This is a genomic window from Streptosporangium sp. NPDC001681 (genome assembly GCF_040298085.1).
In the GTDB taxonomy this organism is placed as follows: Bacteria; Actinomycetota; Actinomycetes; order Streptosporangiales; family Streptosporangiaceae; genus Streptosporangium.
In genome coordinates this window covers 45,812-64,871 of record NZ_JBEOZN010000015.1, presented here as the reverse complement: position 1 = coordinate 64,871, position 19,060 = coordinate 45,812, and the positions used below count along the sequence as shown (strand labels likewise).

Annotated in this window: 16 protein-coding genes; 6 read left to right on the top strand and 10 right to left on the bottom strand. The window is 71.9% G+C overall.

Features of this window, described 5'->3' with window-relative positions; all coding sequences use genetic code 11:
* The first annotated feature begins 174 nt into the window (after positions 1-174).
* Positions 175-795, top strand: a complete 621-nt coding sequence (locus ABT130_RS09995; RefSeq protein WP_350954369.1) for a superoxide dismutase family protein — start codon at positions 175-177, stop codon at positions 793-795.
* A 243-nt stretch (positions 796-1,038) separates the two neighbouring features.
* Here ABT130_RS09995 and ABT130_RS09990 read toward each other — a convergent pair whose 3' ends face one another.
* A complete protein-coding gene (locus ABT130_RS09990) occupies positions 1,039-2,193 on the bottom strand; it encodes a sensor histidine kinase (protein WP_350954368.1) in 1,155 nt (384 codons plus the stop codon).
* Positions 2,194-2,242: 49 nt separating this feature from the next.
* On the bottom strand, positions 2,243-2,899 hold the full coding sequence (locus ABT130_RS09985) for a response regulator transcription factor (RefSeq protein WP_350914853.1): 657 nt from the start codon (positions 2,897-2,899) through the stop codon (positions 2,243-2,245).
* Positions 2,900-3,052: 153 nt separating this feature from the next.
* Between ABT130_RS09985 and ABT130_RS09980 the strand changes: the two genes are divergently transcribed.
* A complete protein-coding gene (locus ABT130_RS09980; protein WP_350954366.1) occupies positions 3,053-4,486 on the top strand; it encodes a hypothetical protein in 1,434 nt (477 codons plus the stop codon).
* On the opposite strand, the gene ABT130_RS09975 is transcribed toward ABT130_RS09980, so the two are convergent.
* The 4 genes from ABT130_RS09975 to ABT130_RS09960 all read right to left on the bottom strand — a co-directional run bounded on the left by ABT130_RS09975 (position 4,428) and on the right by ABT130_RS09960 (position 7,252).
* Complete coding sequence (locus tag ABT130_RS09975) at positions 4,428-4,880, bottom strand: hypothetical protein (RefSeq protein WP_350954364.1); 453 nt, start codon at positions 4,878-4,880, stop codon at positions 4,428-4,430. The two genes, ABT130_RS09980 and ABT130_RS09975, sit on opposite strands and share 59 nt — an antisense overlap.
* Positions 4,877-5,398 (bottom strand): RNA polymerase sigma factor, encoded by a 522-nt coding sequence (locus ABT130_RS09970; protein ID WP_350914848.1) that lies wholly within the window; start codon positions 5,396-5,398, stop codon positions 4,877-4,879. The genes ABT130_RS09975 and ABT130_RS09970 overlap by 4 nt, the downstream gene beginning before the upstream one ends.
* A 93-nt stretch (positions 5,399-5,491) precedes the next feature.
* Positions 5,492-6,427, bottom strand: coding sequence for a polysaccharide deacetylase family protein (locus ABT130_RS09965; protein WP_350954362.1), 936 nt, complete (start codon positions 6,425-6,427; stop codon positions 5,492-5,494).
* Between the two features lie 249 nt (positions 6,428-6,676).
* A complete protein-coding gene (locus ABT130_RS09960) occupies positions 6,677-7,252 on the bottom strand; it encodes a helix-turn-helix domain-containing protein (protein WP_350914844.1) in 576 nt (191 codons plus the stop codon).
* A gap of 85 nt (positions 7,253-7,337) precedes the next feature.
* Between ABT130_RS09960 and ABT130_RS09955 the strand changes: the two genes are divergently transcribed.
* The gene (locus ABT130_RS09955; protein WP_350914842.1) at positions 7,338-8,174 is read left to right on the top strand and encodes an EamA family transporter; all 837 of its coding nucleotides are present in this window, start codon (positions 7,338-7,340) and stop codon (positions 8,172-8,174) included.
* A gap of 168 nt (positions 8,175-8,342) precedes the next feature.
* Here ABT130_RS09955 and ABT130_RS09950 read toward each other — a convergent pair whose 3' ends face one another.
* Together ABT130_RS09950 and ABT130_RS09945 are read right to left on the bottom strand one after the other, a co-directional pair.
* Positions 8,343-8,942 carry a sigma-70 family RNA polymerase sigma factor gene (locus ABT130_RS09950; protein WP_350914839.1) on the bottom strand — a complete coding sequence of 200 codons (600 nt, stop codon included), beginning with the start codon at positions 8,940-8,942 and terminating at the stop codon, positions 8,343-8,345.
* Positions 8,943-9,581: 639 nt separating this feature from the next.
* Positions 9,582-10,592 (bottom strand): ABC transporter substrate-binding protein, encoded by a 1,011-nt coding sequence (locus ABT130_RS09945; RefSeq protein WP_350954360.1) that lies wholly within the window; start codon positions 10,590-10,592, stop codon positions 9,582-9,584.
* 100 nt (positions 10,593-10,692) lie between these two features.
* On the opposite strand from ABT130_RS09945, the gene ABT130_RS09940 reads away from it, so the two are divergent.
* The 3 genes from ABT130_RS09940 to ABT130_RS09930 are packed head-to-tail and all read left to right on the top strand — an operon-like array spanning position 10,693 to position 13,612.
* Entirely contained in the window at positions 10,693-11,745 is a 1,053-nt protein-coding gene (locus ABT130_RS09940) for a FecCD family ABC transporter permease (protein ID WP_350954358.1), read from the top strand.
* Positions 11,742-12,821, top strand: a complete 1,080-nt coding sequence (locus tag ABT130_RS09935; RefSeq protein WP_350954356.1) for a FecCD family ABC transporter permease — start codon at positions 11,742-11,744, stop codon at positions 12,819-12,821. The genes ABT130_RS09940 and ABT130_RS09935 overlap by 4 nt, the downstream gene beginning before the upstream one ends.
* Positions 12,818-13,612 (top strand): ABC transporter ATP-binding protein, encoded by a 795-nt coding sequence (locus tag ABT130_RS09930; protein ID WP_350954354.1) that lies wholly within the window; start codon positions 12,818-12,820, stop codon positions 13,610-13,612. The genes ABT130_RS09935 and ABT130_RS09930 overlap by 4 nt, the downstream gene beginning before the upstream one ends.
* Positions 13,613-13,738: 126 nt before the next feature.
* On the opposite strand, the gene ftsY is transcribed toward ABT130_RS09930, so the two are convergent.
* Complete coding sequence (ftsY, locus tag ABT130_RS09925; protein WP_350914829.1) at positions 13,739-14,920, bottom strand: signal recognition particle-docking protein FtsY; 1,182 nt, start codon at positions 14,918-14,920, stop codon at positions 13,739-13,741.
* Positions 14,921-15,225: 305 nt separating this feature from the next.
* A complete protein-coding gene (gene smc, locus ABT130_RS09920) occupies positions 15,226-18,912 on the bottom strand; it encodes a chromosome segregation protein SMC (RefSeq protein WP_350954352.1) in 3,687 nt (1,228 codons plus the stop codon).
* Positions 18,913-19,060 lie beyond the last annotated feature (148 nt).

The following is a 19,060-nucleotide window of genomic DNA, read 5'->3' as shown; positions in this document are numbered from 1 at the left end:
ATGAGTAAGCGATGCTCAATACCCGATGACCGGGTGTCAGGGGCTCCGGTAAGGCTGAACCCGCAGGAGCGCGGCGTGGTGACGCGGGCGCCCGCCCTTCCTGGGATATGAACCTGTGCTGGGGCCGCTCCCCTCCACAGCGGGGGAGCCCGGAAACCGTACGGGGGATCTCTCATGTTTCGCAGGACCTGTCTCGTCCTGGCCGTCGCGCTCGGCGCGCCGGTGGCCGGCACCGGCACGGCCGCCCAGGCGACCTCACACGTACCGCGACAGCCCTGGCCGTCGGCCGAGGCCGTCATCAAGGACACGGCCGGAAAGAACGTCGGCTTTCTGAGCATCGACCACAGGCTGTACAACAAGTCCAGGCTCACGGTCACCGTCAGCGGCCTGAACGCCGGCTATCACGGCTTCCACATCCACACCAGGGGCGTCTGCGATCCCAAGGCGGTCGACCCGGTCACCGGCAGCCCCTTCTCCAGCGCGGGCGCGCACTTCAGCATCCACCCGGCCACGCACGGCCAGCACTCCGGTGACCTGCCCAACCTCCTCGTCGCCGAGGACGGCACCGGCGAGACCACGGTCGTGACCGACCGCTTCCGGGTGGGCCAGCTCTTCGACTCCGACGGCAGCTCCATCGTCATCCACACGCTGCCCGACAACCACGCCAACATCCCCGACCGCTACCGCCCCGCCGATCCCGGCGACCCGGCCGGCGGCGGCGGCCCGGACGCGGAGACCCTCAAGGCGGGGGACTCCGGCGGACGCGTCGCCTGCGGCGTGATCACCAGGAACTAGGATCCGCTGCCCGCCGCGTTGACGCCGGTCGCAGGCTTCAGCGGCTTCCAACCGTCCTCCAAGAGCGGCCAGGCAGGATTTCCGCATAGAAAGGGGGATCATCGCCATGCAGGTCATGACCGGCCGGATACATCTGGCCCTGCTGCTCGCGTGGGCGGCCTTCGCCGCGCTCGTACTACTGCTCGCCTGAGAGCACACCCGGTACGGCCTCCGCCCGGGGGGACGGAGCCGTACCGGAATCCGTCAGGGGCTCTCGTACGGCAGCTCGACGGTGATCGTCAGGCCGCCCTCCTCCCTGGAGCCGGCGATCACGACACCGCCGTGCGCCTCGGCGACGACCCGGACTATCGACAGTCCCAGACCACTGCCGCGATCGGAGCGCAGCCGGTCGCCGTGGAGCCGCCGGAACGGCTCGAAGATGGTCTCTATCTCGTAGGGCGGGACGGGCAGCCCGGTGTTGGCCACCACCAGCTCCACCCGGTCGGCGCGATGGCGGGTGGACACCCACACCTGGCCGCCACCGTGGTTGTGCCGGATCGCGTTCTCCACGAGGTTCTGCACGAGCCTCTCGACCAGCACCGGCTCACCCGCGGTCGGTGCGGGGTCCAGCAGCCTGTGCACGGTCACCTCGCGCTCCTCGGCCTCCTTGCCCGCCAGGTCGAGCACGTGCTCGACCACGTCCGTCAGGTCGAAGGGACGGCGGTCCAGGACGGCCTGCTCACCCTCGGCGAGGGCGAGCAGGCCGTCGATCAGCCGTTCGTGGCGGGTGTTGACCAGCAGCAGGGACTCGCCGAGCCGCTTGACGTCCTCTGTCGCGTCGGGCCGCCTGACCGCCACGTCCACCAGGGTGCGGTTGATGGTGAGCGGGGTGCGCAGCTCGTGGGAGGCGTTGGCGACGAACCGCCGCTGGCCGTCGAAGGAGCGGGCCAGGCGGGCCAGGATGACGTCGACGATGTCGGCGAGCTCCTTGACCTCGTCATCCGGCCCGTCGTGGGCTATCCGCCCGGTGAGGTCATGGCTCTGCGCGACGCGCCGCGCGCTCGTGGTCACCGACCTGATGGGGCGGAGCGCCCAGCCGGCGGCCCGCCAGCCGGCCGCCGCCGCGACCCCGGCCGTCGCGATGAGGGCGAGGCCGCCCACGGTGAGCACGTTCTTGATCGTGTCGGCCTGGTAGATGCGCCTGACCTGCGCGACCCGCTGCTCCGCCGCCGCGTACGAGGGATGTTCGGGCATGAGGACGAAGTTCGATACCCGGATGTAGGCGGGATGCCGCAGCCCGTCGCGGGGCTCCAGGCTCTGCCGTACGACCAGGGTGACCGCGACGAGCAGGAGGGCTCCGGCCAGGAGGAAGACCGCGCCGCAGGCCAGCGCGAATCTGAGGCGGACGCTCGTCCTCATCGAATCTCCTTCAGCGTGGGGCCCCCTGGCACCGGCCATGGGGAGAAGGTCACGGGATGCGGTACCCGACGCCCGTGACGGTCTCGATGACCGGTGGATCGCCGATCTTGCGGCGCAGCTTCATCATCGTGGTCCGCACGGTGTTGGTGAACGGGTCGGTGTGCTCGTCCCACACCTTCTCCAGCAGCGTCTCACTGGAGACCACCGCCCCGTCGGCGCGGAGCAGCTCGGCCAGCACGCCGAACTCCTTGCGGGCGAGCGGCACGTAGCGGCCGTCGCGGAACACCTGCCGGTGCGCCCGGTCCAGGCTGATGCCGGCCCGCACCAGCATCGGCGGGTCGGCGGGGCGCACCCGGCGGCCCAGCGCGTGGACGCGGGCCGTCAGCTCCTCGAAGGCGAACGGCTTGGGCAGGTAGTCGTCGGCCCCCAGGGACAGTCCCGCCACCCGGCAGCGCACGTCACCCGCCGCGGTGAGCATGATGATCCGCACCAGGCCGCCCTCGGCGACCACGGCCCTGCACACGTCGTCGCCGTGCAGGCCCGGCAGGTCCCGGTCCAGGACGAGCACGTCGTAGTCGTGGATCCGCAGCCGTTCCAGCGCCGCCTCCCCGTCGTAGGCGACGTCGACGGCGAGCGCCTCCCCGCGCAGCCCCTCCGCGATCGAGTCGGCGAGCATTCTCTCGTCCTCGACCACCAACACCCGCAAAACATGCCTCCCCTGGCTCCGAGTCGCGCCAGCCTGCCACAGGCCGCATAACGCGGGCATAACCGGATTCGGTGACGTCAAGGTTATCGATCACTCGCTGGACTGCTCCCACCGCGCCGGGACTCCCCCGGCCCCGGAACGGGGGAACCATCCATGCTCGCCTCACCCGGCGGCGTCACGACCATGCCCACCGCGCCCGGCCGGAACGGGCCGCGCGACCGGCTCCTCGGTGGTCACCTGCCGTTCGCCGTCGCGATCGCGCTGGCGGCGGGGCTCCGCGTCCTCGTCATGCTCGGCTACGACACCGCCCAGCTCTACTGGTACGACTCCTTCACCTACCTCAACACCGCGGTCCATCTGGAGCCCTCCGGCGCGTTCCATCCGGCCGGGTACCCCTTCCTGCTCCGGCTGCTGCTGCCCTTCCACAGCGTCCAGCTCATCGCGGGCCTCCAGCACCTGATGGGCCTGGGCACGGCCCTGATGATCTATCTGGTGCTGCGCCGCCACGCACTCCCCGGCTGGGGTGCGGCCCTGGCCACCCTGCCGATCCTGTTCAACCCCGCGTTCCTGCGGCTCGAACACGCGGTGCTCTCCGACACCCAGGTCATCTTCCTCGTCACGGCCGCCCTGACGGTGCTCATGTGGCGGGAGCGCCCTTCGGCGCGGGCGGCCGCGGCCACGGGCCTGCTGCTGGCGCTGGCCGGGCTCACCCGCACGGTCGCGGTGCCGCTGCTCGGCCTGGTCCTGCTCCACCTGCTCCTGCGGCGGGCCGGCTGGAAGCGGGTGGTCGCGCTGGTCGTCGCCGGGACGCTGCCGCTCGCCGCCTACGCGGGCTGGTATCAGCAGCATCACGGGCGGTTCGCGCTCAGCGGCTCCGACGGTGTGGCGCTGTGGGCGCGCACGATGACGTTCGCCGACTGCTCGGTGATCAGACCACCGGCCCGGGAGGCGGTGCTCTGCCCGAACGGCACGGTGGTCGACGCCGCGTCCGAGTACGTCTGGGCCGCCGACGCCTCACTCAACAGGTTGCCCGGAGGGCGGTTCGCCCACAACGACCTGGCCAGGTCCTTCGCACTGCGTGCCATCGCCGCGCAGCCGCTCGACTACCTCCGCGAGGTCGCCCGCGACACCTCGCTCACCTTCGCGGCGACCCCGGTGCGCCACCCCCTGCGGGTCTCCCCCGCCCTGACGTTCCCCGTCGGTTCCTGGCCGCTGCCCGCCTTCCCGCTGATCGACCAGGTACGCCGGGAGTACGACGGCGACATCCGGGGGATGTCGTCGGTCGAGCCCTACGGGAACCTCCTCGGCGCCTACCCCTACCCCGGGGTCCTGCACGGCCCGCTGCTCGGCGCGCTCCTGCTGCTGGGCGGCCTCGGAGCCGTCGGGCGGCGGCGCCCGGCCCTGCTGCCGTGGGCGGCGGCCGTCTTCCTGCTCGTCGCCCCGATCGCCGCGCTGGACTTCGACCACCGCTACGTGCTGCCGTCGATCCCGATGGCCTGCCTCGCCGCGGCCCTGGCCGCGGCGGGCCTCAGCCGCCGAGCTCGTGCTTGCGTCGCAGCAGGGCGGCGCGGTCGGCGCGGGCCCTGAGCAGGAACGCCACCGCGAGCATGGCCAGCGTCGCGGCGCCGGCGACCCCCGCCGCACCCGCCCAGGTCCCCCTGGTGATCGCGATCGCGGCCGTGCCCGCCGTCAGCAGGACGGTCGCGGCCACCGCCAGCCAGGCGGCGACCACCCGGTCGAGGGCGAACAGCGGCGTCCTGCGGGTCAGCGCCCAGGCTCCGTAGCCGGCCCAGGCCAGGCCGAGCGCGACCATCGCGCCGAAGGCCAGGTGGGTACGACCCGGCAGGGTGGGTTCCGTGGCCCACAGCAGACCGGTGAACAGCGCCCCGCCCAGCCCGCCGAGCAGTGCCACGACGTTGCCGATCCGGCGGCGCAGCGACAGCGGCCCGGCCAGCCTGCCGATCATGTCGTCGGGGTTCATTCTCGATATCCCTTCTCCGTGAGCCGGTCGCGCAGCATGCGCCGCGCGCGGGACAGGCGTGACTTGACGGTGCCGGCGGGGACGGCGCAGATCTGCGCGCAGTCCTCCAGGGAGAGGTCGTGCAGGTAGAACAGCACGAGGATCTCCCGCTCCCTGACCGGCAGCTCCGACAGGCCCGCCAGCAGGCCGGCGCGGTCCACGAGGGCGTCGGCCGGGTCGCCGGTCGCGCGTTCCTCCTCCGCCAGGACCTCGGGTCTGGCGTACTCCTCGCGGAGCCGGTCGGCCACCGCACGCCTGGCGATCGTGAACAGCCAGGGCGCGAACCGGCCCGGCTCCCTCAGCCGCGGCAGCCCGCGCACCACGGCCACCCAGACCTCCTGGGCCACGTCGTCGGCCTGCGCGGGCCCCAGCATGCGCCGCACGTAGTTCCAAACCGGATCGTGCCAGGCCCTCACCAGCTCGGCGAACGCCTCGCGCTCGCCGAGCCGGCACCGGACCACCAGCAGTTCGTCAGTCACCCTGCCTCCTCAACCGGAACAGTCGGGAAACGGGCGCGGGAGGTTCACGCTCCGCCGGGCCCCCACCCGGTACGAGGACAGGCTCGGAGGATCTCAGAAGCCGCTGTCGACGGGGTACTTCCTGCCCGACACCAGGCGTCTGCCGTACAGCTCGGAGAGCGTGACCAGCCGGTATCCCCTGGCGGCGAAATGGTGCAGCAGCCGCGGAACGGCCTGGACGGTGGAGGCATGGATGTCGTGCATCAGCACGATGGAGCCCGGTTTCGCCTCGGCCGCGCGGCGGGCGACGATCGAGGAGTCCCTGTCACGCCAGTCGAGCGTGTCGACATCCCACAGGATCTGGGCGAGCCCCAGGTGGCGGCTCTCCGCGGCGACCCGGGCATCGGTCGCCCCGTACGGCGGGCGCATGAGGTCCATCGTCACCCCCGTCGCGCGCTTGACGATCCACTGGGTACGGTTCAGCTGCTCTCTGATACCGGCCTCCGACAGCCCGGGCAGCTCCGGGTGGCTCCAGCTGTGGTTGCCCAGTTCGTGCCCATCGGCCACCATCCTGCGAAGGATCCGCTCGCCGTCCCCGGGCACCATCTGCCCGACGACGAAGAAGGTCGCCCTGCCCCGGTGCCTGGCGAGCATGTCGAGCAGGGCATTGGTGTAGGCCCCCGGACCGTCGTCGAAGGTCAGCGCCACGCATCTGACCCGCTCGCAGTTGATCCTGCGTGCCGGGCGCGGAACGGGGAAGTTTCCCACCGGCCAGTCCGGCCGGGCCTCGGCCCTCCTCGCGCCCGCCGTCCCCGAGGCTGTCGCTGAGGGCGCGCCGGCGGCGGGGACACCGGCGGGGACACCGGCGGGCGCGGTACGCCCCGGGGGTCCGGTCGGCCCGGCGGGCACGATGGGCACGATGGGGGCGGTCGGCTCGTTCGGCCCGATCGGCGTGGCCCGCCCGGTGGGCGCGATGGTCGCGGTAGGCGAGGGCGCGCCTGTCGTGGTGCTCGGAGAAGCGCACCCAGCCGCCGCGAGTAGCAAGGCCATCGACACCATCCGTACCCGCATGCTTCCCCCCGAAAGCAACGCTGGGACGGCGAGCGGCCCCCGGCCGTGTCCCCCGCAAGGTCATGGCCGGGTCTTCCCCCAGGATGGGACATAGACTGCCGATTGGCCCGTACCGACGCGCCACTTCGACGCCACATCGAATGAGATGCGCACCCGGGGGCGACGTCTCATCCGATGAGACCAGTTAGCGCCTTAAAAGGGCTCCTTCCAGCGAACATCTCATATCGGTCAGCGATCCGGCGTCTCGCGGGGCTCGGTCACGACCATCACGAACCGCAGCGGGACCTCCCCCTCGTTGGCGTACCGGTGCGGGCGGTCGGCGCTGAACACGACCGCGTCCCCCTCCTCGGCGATGTGACTCCTGCCGTACACCGAGAGGGTGAGCCGCCCTTCCAGCACGGTCAGCATCTCGCGCGTGCCCGGCGGGTGGGCGTCGCCGTCGTGGTGGTCACCGGGGGCCAGCCGCCAGTCCCACAGCTCCAGGATGGCGGGCGCGTCGGTGCCGACCAGCAGGCGCGCGGTGCTGGAGTCACCGTGCGGGAAGGTGACCACGTCCGCGCTATGGACGATCCGGACCACGGGCGTGTCGGAGACCTCCACCATCCGCGCGACGGTCACCCCGAGCGCGTCGGCGATGCGGGTGAGCGTGGTGATGCTCGGATTGGTCCTGCCCTGCTCGACCTGGACCAGCATGCCCCGGCTCACCCCGGAGCGCGCGGCGAGCTCGTCGAGGGTCATCTGCCGGTGCGCCCGCTGGGCCCGCACGTTGTTGGCGACCGCGGCGGTGATCGTCTCTGGGTCCATAAGTTCAGTCTAGTTAACTTGTTTTGCACTCCATTGCACTCCATATATTGTACTAGGAGTACATTCCATTGAACTGAGGTGACATGTGACCGCTGTGGTGCTGGCGACGGCCTGCGCGATGGTTTACGGCACCGCGGACTTCCTGGGCGGCATGGCCACCCGCCGGTCGCGGGTGCTCGCCGTGGTGGTTCTCTCCCAGACCGCGGGGCTGGCCGTGGCCGTCGCGCTGCTGCCGATCCTGCCGGGGACCCCCGCGCCCGTGACGCTGGCCTGGGGCGCGGCCTCCGGGATCTGCGGCGCGGCGGCGGTGGTGCTGTTCTACCGGGCACTGGCCACCGGCGTGATGTCGGTGGTGGCGCCGATCACCGCGACCGTCTCGGCGGTGCTGCCCGTGCTGTTCGGGCTGGCCGTCGGGGAACGCCCCGAGCCGATCGCGCTGGTGGGCGTGGTCCTCGCGTTGCTGGCGGTGCTGCTGGTGAGCCGCGACTCCTCCGGCGGGAAAAGCGGCAGCGGGTACGGCCCGATCCTGGCCTCACTCGCCGCGGGCGCGGGTTTCGGCGGCTTCTTCATCCTGCTCGCCCAGGCCCCGGCGGAAGGCGGCGTGTGGCCTCTGGTCGGGGCACGCCTGGCCTCGGTCACTCTCATCGTCCTGCTGACCCTGACCACCGGCCGCACCCTGCGTCCCGGGCCGGGCACGCTGCGCGTCATCATCGCGGCCGGAACGCTCGACATGGTCGCCAACGTGCTCTTCATGCTCGCCCAGCAGCGCGGGCTGCTGAGCCTCGTCGGCGTCCTGGTCTCGCTCTACCCGGCGAGCACGCTGCTGCTGGCCCGTCAGGTGCTGGGGGAACGGCTCAACACCGTGCAGACCGTGGGCATCGGTTTCACGCTCGCCGCGGTCGCGCTGATCGCATCCGGCTGACCCGTCCGCCCTGTCAACGACTCAGGCCACCTGGACCTGCTCGATGGCCGAGCCCGACAGGCCCGTCCGCCCCATCGCCACCACAAGAAAACGACTCAGACCACCTGGACCCGCTCGACGGCCGAGCCCGACAGGCCCGTCCGCCCCATCGCCACCGCGAAAAACAACTCAGGCCACCTGGGCCTGCTCGATGGCCGAGCGGAGGCCGCCCTCCTCGCGGGCGTAGTCCTCAAGCATGGCACGGAGCTGGCGGCGACCCCGGTGGAGGCGGGACATGACCGTGCCGATGGGGGTGCCCATCCGCTCGGCGATCTCCTTGTAGGCGAAGCCCTCGACGTCGGCCAGGTAGACGGCGACCCGGAAGTCCTCGGGCAGGGCACGCAGGGCGTTCATGACCGCGCTGTCCGGCAGCTGCTCCAGCGCCTCGGTCTCGGCGGACTTGAGACCGCTGGACGTGTGGGACTCGGCGGCGGCGAGCTGCCAGTCCTCGATCTCCTCGGCGGCCGAGAGCTTGGGCGAGCGCTGCTTCTTGCGATAGTCGTTGATGAAGTTGTTGGTCAGGATGCGGTGCAGCCACGCCTTGAGGTTGGTGCCCTCGCGGAACTGGTGGTACGAGGTGAACGCCTTGGTGACGGTCTCCTGGACCAGGTCCTCCGCATCGGCGGTGTTGCGGGTCAGGCGCATCGCGGACGCGTAGAGCTGGCTGGTGACCGGTACGACGTCACGCTCGAACCAGTCCTGGCGCTGCTCTTCCGTCATCGTGATCATTGGATCCCCCTCGTGCTTTTCCCCCCGCTACCGCCCGGCAAGACTGTGCTACACCCTTTCTGACGGCGTAGCCGATGCTCGCAGGCACCCCGTAAGGGGGCCGTTAAAAGCCCTGCGTGATCGGGAGACTGCTCGCTGACTGCGCCAACGGCGGGTACGACACGCCCTACAGCCGAACAAGTATCAATATCGTAACATCGTTCTCCGGATTCAGTCGAAGGTGTGTCTATCATCACATAACCCCAGGTAGCAACAACTTTCGGGTTAGGAAAAATGTCAACCACCATGCCCCCTGGACCCGCCACCGGGCCGGGGCCTGCGCCCGCAGAAGTTCCGAGACCCATCTCCACGTCTCCCCGCTTCCCACGCGTTGGGGACTTAATCACCACTTGGAAGACGGCCCGGCGCTCCTGGCGGTTCACCGCCCGCTCTCCCCGGCGGACACGGCTCGTACCGTGGTCGCCTCCGAGTATGTGATGCGCGGATACCTGAAATTGATCAGTGTTTGAGAGGGGCGCCGCTCGGGGGCGCGTTCCCGTCGCGGACCGGCCGCGACGGGCGGGGACCGGCACGGCTCGTCGGCCCCGTGCCGGTCCCGGCGTCGGAAGGCGGGGCAGGCGTCCCGCCCCTCCCCGCCGGTCAGCCGGCCCTGGCCGGGTCGACCTCGAAGATCTTGGCGAGGTCGTCGAGGATGGCGTGCGCGCCCTGGATGCCGACGGCGCTCATCCAGATGGTGTCGCTGACGTCGTGCTTGGCGCCCTTGAGCTTGCCCCAGAGCGGGTTGGCCTCGAACTTCTCCTTGACCGGCCCGACCGCCGGGTCCTCGTAGGCCGCGACGAAGATGTGGTCGGCGTCGAGCTGGGAGATGTTCTCCTGGCTGATCGGAACCATGATCGTGTCGGTCACGGTCGGCTGGTCCTCGGGACGCGGGAAGCCGACGTCCTTGAGCACCAGGCCCGAGTAGGAGTTCTCCACGTACAGCCGGACCGTCGGCTCACCCGCGAAGCGGGCGACGGAGACGGTGGGCAGCTTGCCCTCCTTGGCCTTGATGGACTCACCGATCCGGCCGGCGCGGTCCTGGTACTCCTTGATCTTCTGCTCGGCGAGGTCCTCCTTGCCCAGGGCCTGGCCCACGAGCCTGAGGTTCTCCTTCCAGATGGCCCCGGTGGTCTCGCTGAACACCGTCGGCGCGATCTGCGACAGCTTGTCGTACAGCGCCTCGTGGCGGACCTTGGCCGAGACGATCAGGTCGGGCTTGAGCGCGAGGATCCGCTCCAGGCTGGGCTGCTCCAGGGTCCCGACCGAGGTGGCCTCCTTGGCGTGGCCGAGGACCGGGGTCAGGTAGTCGGGGAGCTTCCCTTCGATCCCCCGGTAACTGGTGAAACCGACGACCTCGGTCTCCAGGGTCAGCACCGCGTCGACGAAGCTCTGGTCGAGGGCCACGACCCGCTTGGGCTGGGCGGGGATCGTCGCCTCTCCCATGACGTGCTTCACGGTCCTGGGGAAGGCCGCCGTGTCGCTCGCCGCGGGGGCCGCGGACGCGCCGGAGGTCTCCGCGGAGGTCTCCGGGGTGCTCGATCCGCAGGCGGCGAGACCCGCGGACAGCGCGACTCCCACCACTCCGACGGCCAGGGCGCGCAGTGCTCTCATGTTCCTGGATCTCCTCACAAAGTTTAGGCAAGCCTTATTTAGCTTAGCCATACCTAAACTGGCATACTCGGCATCGATCACGCAAAAAAGGGGAGGTCAGGTGATCAATACGACGTCCGTCCCACGGGCCGCCCCGCCCGGCACCGTCCGGAGAATCCACAACCGCCGCCTCCTCGTGCTGGGCGGACTGCTCGCGCTCCTGGCGACGACGGTCGCGCTGAGCCTCGCGTTCGGTGCCAAACCGATCCCGCCGGCCGACGTCTGGCACGCGCTCACCGGCCCCACCGGCACCGAGAACGACATCATCGTCCGGTCGCTGCGCATCCCCAGAACCGCCATCGGCGTCATGGCCGGGATCGCCCTCGGCGTCGCGGGCGCCCTCATGCAGGGCCACACCCGCAACCCGCTGGCCGACCCGGGACTGCTCGGCGTCACCCAGGGTGCGGCCTTCGCCATGGTCCTCAGCATCGTGGTCCTGGGGGTGGGCAGCCCGTACGGCTACATCTGGTTCGGCCTCGCCGGTGCCCTCATCGCCAGCGCCGGGGTGTTCGCCCTCGGCATGGCCGGCGGCCGGGGCGGCCCCACCCCGGTGACCCTGGCCCTCGCGGGCACCGCCGTCAGCGCCTTCCTCTACGGGCTCACCTCGGCGCTGGTGCTGCTGGACGAGCAGGCCATGGACACCTTCCGCTTCTGGCAACTGGGGTCGATAGCGGCCAGGGGCGCGGACGTGGCCTGGCAGGTGCTCCCCTTCATCGCCGTCGGCCTGATCGCGGCCCTGGTCAACGCGCCCGGCCTCAACGCGCTCTCCCTGGGCGAGGACGTCGCCCGCGCGCTCGGCCAGAACATCGCCCTGACCCGCGCCGTCGGCATCATCGCCATCACCCTGCTCAGCGGCGCCTCCGTGGCGGTCTGCGGCGCGCTGGCCTTCATCGGCCTGATCGTCCCGCACCTCACCCGGCCGCTCTCCGGCCCCGACCACCGCTGGCTGCTGCCGTACTCCGGCCTGGCGGGCGCCTCGGCCCTGCTCCTCGCCGACGTCATCGGCCGCGTGGTGGCCCATCCCGGTGAGCTGGAGGTGGGGGTGGTCCTCGCCCTCGCGGGCGCGCCGTTCTTCATAGCCCTGGTACGGCGCAGAAGGCCGGTGCGGCTGTGACCTCCACCGCGCCCCCGGACCTCGCGAGCAGGCGAGCGCTGCGCATCGGTCCCGCCTCCTGGCTGCTCCGGCCGCGCTCCGTCGCCGCCGCACTGGCGCTGCTGGGCACAACGGTGCTGCTCATGGCGCTCAGCATGCGCCTCGGCGACATCCCGATGAGCCTCTCCGAGGTCTTCCGCGCCATCACCGGCGACGGGCCCGACCATTTCGTCGTCATGCAACTCCGGCTTCCCCGCGCGCTGACCGGCGCCGGAGTCGGCGCGGCGCTCGCCCTGTCCGGGGCGATCGTCCAGGCCATCGCCCGCAACCCGCTGGCCAGCCCGGACATCCTGGGCGTCACCACCGGCGCCAGCGTGACCGTGGTCGCGGTCATCGTGGCGGCGGGAAACACCTGGGGCGGCGTGAGCGGCGTCCTCGCCGAGGCGGGCGTCCCCGCGGCGGCCCTGCTCGGCGGCCTGATCGGCGCGCTGACCGTCTACCTGCTGGCCTGGCGCAAAGGCATGGACGGCTACCGGCTGGTCCTGGTCGGCATCGGCGTCTCGGCGATCTGCACCAACCTCAAGTTCTGGCTGCTGACCGTCGGCGACGTCAACGACAGCAGCCGGGCCATGGTCTGGATCAGCGGCTCGCTGAACGGCCGGGGCTGGGAGCACGTGGTGCCGGTCATGATCGCGCTGGCCGTGCTCGTCCCACCGGCGTTGCTCGGCACCGCCTCACTCGGCGCGCTGCGCTTCGGCGACGACACCGTGACCGGCCTGGGGGTGCGGATGAACCTCACCAGGGGACTGATGATCCTCGCGGCCGTACTCCTCGCGGCGGCGGCGACCGCCTCCGCCGGGCCGATCGCGTTCGTCGCCCTGGCCGCACCGCAGATCGCGCTGCGCCTGGCCGGGGTGGCACAGCCCCCGCTGGTCGTCTCGGCCCTGGCCGGCGCGGTCCTCACCGTCGGCGCGGACCTGGTCGCCAGGACCGCGTTCAGCCCCGTCGAGCTGCCGGTGGGCGTGGTCACCGGAGTCATCGGCGCCCCCTACCTGATCTATCTCCTCATCCGTGTGCGCAGGAAGGCCCGTACGTGAGACTCCAGGCCGTTGACCTCAAGCTGGGGTACGGGGACCGCGTCGTCGTCGACGGCCTCGACCTCGGGATCGAGACCGGGACGGTGACCGCCGTCATCGGGCCGAACGGGTGTGGCAAGTCCACGCTGCTGCGCGCCATGGGGCGGCTGCTCAAGCCGTCCGGCGGCGAGGTACTGCTGGACGGCAAGCGCATCGACAGGATGCCCAGCAGGGAGGTCGCCAGGATCCTGGGCGTGCTGCCCCAGTCCCCCTCGGCACCCGAGGGGCTGACCGTCGCCGACCTGGTCTCCAGGGGACGGCACCCGCACCAGACCTGGTACCGGCAGTGGTCGTCCGACGACGAGTCCGCGGTCGGCGCGGCCCTGGCCATGACCGGCCTGCTCGACCTGGGCGACCGCCCGCTGGACGAGCTGTCAGGCGGGCAGCGGCAGCGGGCCTGGATCTCCATGGCCCTCGCCCAGGGCACCGACCTGCTGCTGCTCGACGAGCCGACGACCTTCCTCGACCTCGCCCACCAGATCGAGGTGCTGGAGCTGGTGCGCAGGCTCCACGGCGAGCTGGGCCGCACCGTGGTGATGGTCCTGCACGACCTGAATCTCGCCGCCCGCTACGCCGACCGCCTGGTGGCCATGCGGGACGGCGGGGTCGTCGCCGCCGGCCCCCCGTCCGAGGTGCTCACCGAGGCCCTGCTGGCGGAGGTCTTCGAGCTGGACGCCAAGGTCATCGAGGACCCGGTGGCCGGCACCCCGCTGGTCGTCCCCATCGGCACCCGGTCCCACGCCCCGCGCTGAGGACGGGCGCGGCGGGGCTCGGGCCGGCCTCACCCGCTGAGGAGCGCGTCCACGAAGACCTCGGGATCGAACCGGGCCACGCCGGCCGGCCTCCCCATGAGACCGAGCGGCCCGGCCCGGCGGGACTCACCCCCCGAGGAGCGCGTCCACGAAGACCTCGGGGTCGAACGGGGCGAGGTCGTCGGGCCCCTCGCCGAGGCCGACCAGCTTGACCGGGACACCCAGCTCGCGCTGGACGGAGATGATGATGCCGCCCTTGGCGGTGCCGTCGAGCTTGGTCAGGGCGATGCCGGTGATGTTGACCACCTCGGCGAACACCTGGGCCTGGCGCATGCCGTTCTGGCCCGTGGTGGCGTCGAGGACGAGCAGCACCTCGTCGACGGTGGCCTTCTTCTCGATGACGCGCTTGACCTTGCCGAGCTCGTCCATCAGGCCGGTCTTGGTGTGCAGCCGCCCGGCGGTGTCGACGATCACCACGTCGGCCTTCTCGCCGATGCCCTCGGCGACGGCGTCGAAGGCCACCGAGGCGGGGTCGCCGCCCTCCGGACCGCGTACCACCGAGGCTCCGACCCGGTCTCCCCAGGTCTGCAGCTGGTCGGCGGCGGCGGCACGGAAGGTGTCGGCGGCGCCCAGCACGACCTTGCCGCCGTCGCCGATGAGGACGCGCGCCAGCTTGCCGGTGGTGGTGGTCTTGCCGGTGCCGTTGACCCCGACCACGAGGACCACCGCGGGACGCTCACCGTGCGGCTTGACGTGCAGCGTACGGTCCATGTCGGTACCGATCTGGGCGAGCAGCTGCTCCCTGAGCAGGGCGCGCGCCTCCTCGGGTGTCCGGCTGCCCAGCACCTTCACCCGGGTACGCAGCTCGTCGACCATCGCCCGGGTCGGCGCCACGCCGACGTCCGCGGTGATCAGGGTCTCCTCGATCTCGTCCCAGGCGTCGTCGTCGAGACGGTCACGGGAGAGCAGTTCCAGGAGCCCCTTGCCCAGGGTGCTCTGCGACCGGGCCAGCCGGGCGCGGAGCCGCACCATCCGGCCGGCGGACGGCGGCGGGATCTCGATCTCCGGGATGACGGCGGCCTCGGGCTCGACCGGCCTGGCCGGCGGCGGCACGGTGGTCGTCGCCTCGTCGTCCATGACCGCGCCCCTGCCGGGGGCCCGCGTCTCCTCGGGGGCCGGCGGCGCCTCGGGCGCCTCGACCCGCGGCGGCGCGCTGGTGCCCCCCCTCCTGAACAGCAGGAGCATGCCACCGGCCGCCAGCAGGGCGACGACGACGATGATCGCGATTATGCCGAGATAGGCTTCCACAAGACCACAGTTTTCCAGACGCCCCGGGATGCTCCGACCTCAAGGGGTCCGGACGGGTTCGCGGTTCCTCACCGTCGGTCACCACCTCGTCGCGCGGGCCGCCCCGGACCGTCCGCGAAAACCCGGACGGACCCGCGGCCCCTGACCGCCTCCGAGCACCGGAACGGGCTCACGACCTCCCGGCCCCGCACCGCCCCGGCCCTCCGGGACCATCCCGGAACCCCGGGCAGGCTCACGACCTGCCACCGCTTCATCCCGAGGGCGGCCCCGGGCCACCGCACGGACCCTCCGGAGACCCGGAGGATTCAGGCGGACTCGTTCTCCCTCAGGCGCTGGCTGATGACCTGGGTGACGCCGTCCCCACGCATCGACACGCCGTACAGCGCGTCGGCGATCTCCATGGTGCGCTTCTGGTGGGTGATGATGATGATCTGCGAGGTCTGCCTGAGCTCCTCGAAGAGGGTGAGCAGGCGCTGGGTGTTGGTGTCGTCCAGCGCGGCCTCGACCTCGTCCATCACGTAGAACGGCGAGGGCCGCGCCTTGAAGATGGACACGAGGAACGCCACCGCGGTCAGCGACCGCTCGCCACCGGACAGCAGCGACAGCCGCTTGACCTTCTTGCCCGGCGGCCGGGCCTCGACCTCGACACCGGTGGTCAGCATGTCCTCCGGGTCGGTGAGCAGCAGCCTGCCCTCACCGCCGGGGAACACTCGCGTGAAGATCGTCTCGAACTCGCGGGCCACGTCCGCGAAGGCGGCGCCGAAGACCTGCTCGACCCGCTCGTCGACCTCCTTGACCACGAGCAGCAGGTCGCGGCGGGTCTTCTTGAGGTCTTCCAGCTGCGAGGTGAGAAACGAGTGCCGTTCCTCAAGGGCCGCGAACTCCTCGAGCGCGAGCGGGTTGACCTTGCCGAGCTGGGCCATCTGCCGGTCGGCCACCCTGGCCCGTTTGAGCTGCTCCTCACGGTCGTAGGGGACGGGCTCGCCGTCCGCCGTCGGAACCGGCTCGCCGGGGCCGTACTCGGCGATGAGGGTGTCCGCCTCGACGCCGTACTCCTCCACCGCCCGCTCCTGGAGCTGCTCCAGGCGGAGCCGCTGCTCGGTGCGGGCCACCTCGCTGCCGTGTGCCCGGTTGACCAGCTTGTCCAGCTCACCGGTGAGCTCACGGACCCGGATCCTGACCGCCTTGAGCGAGGCGTCGATCTGCCCGCGGGCCCGCTCGGCCTCGTCGCGCTCTCCCGCGGCGGCGGCCAGGGAGGTCTCCAGCGTGCGCAGCGCCAGCTCCGTGCCCCTGACGACCGCCTGGGCCGTCCGAGCCTGCTCGCGCCGCCGTTCCCTGCGCTCGGCCGCCCTGGACCTCTCCTCGCGCTCACGCTCCGCGGCGCGCGTCAGCTCCTCCGCCCTGCCGTCGATGCCCCTGACCCGCTCCTCCGCCGTCCGTACCGTGAGGCGGGCCTCCATCTCGTCCTGCCTGGCCGTCGCGCAGATCTCGGCGAGCTCGTCACGCAGGTCGGTGCTGGGCTCGCTCTGTCGCTCCTCGGCCTCCACGGCCGCGGCGAGCCGCTCCTCCAGCTCGGCGAGACCGGCCGCGTCGCGGTCCCGCGCCTCCTCGGCGGCCCGTACGCCCGCGGCCAAGCGCTCGCACTCGTCACGGGCCGCCCTGGCGGCGGCGTCCAGCTGGGCGAGCCGCCTGGCCACCGCGGCGATCTTCTGGTCCGCGTCGCGCTGCCTCGCCCTGACCCGGTCCAGGGCGGCCTGCGCCGCATTGACCCCGGCCTGCCTGTTCTGCACTCCCGTCTGTGCCTCGGCGACCCGCGCCTGGGCGGTCTCGACCGCGAGCTGTGCCTCTCCCTCGGCCTCCGCGGTCTCCTCCAGCTCCGTCGCCGCAAGCTCGGCGGCGACCCTGGCCTCGGCCAGGTCGGCGGTCGCCTCGTCGAGCGCGGCCCGCATCTGAATGGCGGAGGTGGCGCCCGCCGAACCGCCGCCGGCGGCGGCGTGGGCACCCAGGAGGTCGCCGGAGCGGGTGACGGCCCGCAGCCCGGGATACTGCTCGACCGTCTTCCTCGCGGTCGCGAGATCGTCCACGACCAGCACGCCCGCCAGCAGGTGGGTGGCGGCGGCCCGCAGCTCGGTGGAGACCGTGACCAGGTCGATCGCCCACTCCGCACCCGCCTGCGGCACCTGGCCCGGCGGGACCGCCGCTTCACCGGCGGCGATGACGAGGCCGGCCTGGCCGCCGTCGCGGCCCCGGAGGAACTCGATGGCGTCGGCCGCGCTCTGCAGCGACTCGACGGCGACGGCCTCGGCGGCGGCCCCGAGCACGGCGGCGACGGCCACCTCGGCACCGGGCCGCACCGACAGCATGGTCGCCACCGGCCCGAGCACCCCGGCCAGGTCGGCGGCGAGCAGCGCGGCGCCACCGTCGGCACCACCGGCCAGGCCCATCTCCAGCGCCTCGAACCTGGCCTCCAGCGCGGCCACCTGGCGCTGCGCCTGCTGGTCGGCCTTGCGTGCCGCGGCGAGGGCGGCCCGGGCGGCGCCGAGCGCGGCGTTCGGGCCCGCGACGGCCGCCTTGGCCTCCTCGACCCCGGCCCTGGCCGACTCGACGGACTCCCCGGCCTGCTCGACCGTCTCCAGGGCGATCTCCAGCTCCTCGGCGAGGGCCGGATCGACGGCCGGTTCGGCCAGCTCCTGGCTGTCGTGCTCGGCGCGGGCCTCCTCGGCGCGCTGTTCGGCCTCCTCCAGCGAGCGCCGCAACCGGCCGATCTCCTCCTCGGCGGCCCCCGCCCGGCTGCGCGCCGCCCCGACCTGCCCCCTGAGCCTGGCCAGGCCCTCACGCCGGTCGGCGGCGGCCCTGGCCTCCGCGGCCAGCCGCCGCTCCTCCGCGGCGAGTGCGGCCTCGGTCTCGGTGCGCCTGGCCACGGTTTCCGCGAGTGACTCCCGCTCCCCCTCGAGCAGCTCGACCAGGACCCGCTCCTGCTCGCGGACCTCTTCGGCCTCACGTTCGAAGTCCTCCGGGTCGCGCCCCCGCCGCTCCACCGCGGTGTCGGTGGCGTGCCGGTGCCGCTCGGCGGCGAGTCCCGCCAGGCCCCTGAGGCGTTCGCGGAGGGAGGAGAGCCGGAAGAACGTCTCCTGCGCGGCGGTCAGCCGCGGCTGGGCCTCGGCCTCGGCGGCCTCCAGCTCGGCCTCGGCGGCCTGGCCCTGCTCCAGCTCGGTCTCCACAGCGGTGCGGCGGGCGAGGACCGCCGCCTCGTCGGCCATCTCCCGTTCCAGGGTGGTCCGCAGGGTGAGCACGTCGTCGGCGAGCAGCCGGAGCCTGGCGTCGCGGAGGTCCGCCTGGATGACGGCGGCCTTGCGGGCGATCTCGGCCTGGCGGCCCAGCGGTTTGAGCTGGCGGCGCAACTCGGTGGTGAGATCCTGTACCCGGGTCATGTTGGCCTGCATCGCGTCGAGCTTCCGCAGCGCCTTCTCCTTGCGCTTGCGGTGCTTCAGGACGCCCGCGGCCTCCTCGATGAACGCCCGGCGCTCCTCGGGTCCCGCGTGCAGCACCTGGTCGAGCTGGCCCTGGCCGACGATGACGTGCATCTCGCGGCCGATGCCGGAGTCGGACAGCAGCTCCTGGATGTCGAGCAGGCGGCAGGTGTCGCCGTTGATGGCGTACTCGCTCTGGCCGGCCCTGAACATCAGGCGGCTGATCGTCACCTCGGTGTAGTCGATCGGGAGCATGCCGTCGGTGTTGTCGATGGTCAGCGTGACCTCGGCGCGGCCCAGCGGTGCCCGCGAGGAGGTGCCGGCGAAGATGACGTCCTCCATCTTGCCGCCGCGCAACGACTTGGCGCTGTGCTCCCCCATGACCCAGGCCAGGGCGTCGACCACGTTGGACTTGCCGGATCCGTTGGGGCCGACGACCGCGGTGATGCCCGGCTCGAAGCGGAGCGTGGTGGCCGAGGCGAAGGACTTGAAACCGCGCAGGGTAAGGGTCTTGAGATACAAAGAGAGCCCCCCATTCACGGTGTGGCCGCGCCGGCCCGCGTATCACGCGCCGTGCCCCGGGCGCCGATGAACGCGTCTTCCCTGTCACCCCACGGCTTCGCCAACGCGGGAAGACTACCGTTCTTCACCCGCACCCGCCCGCACACCG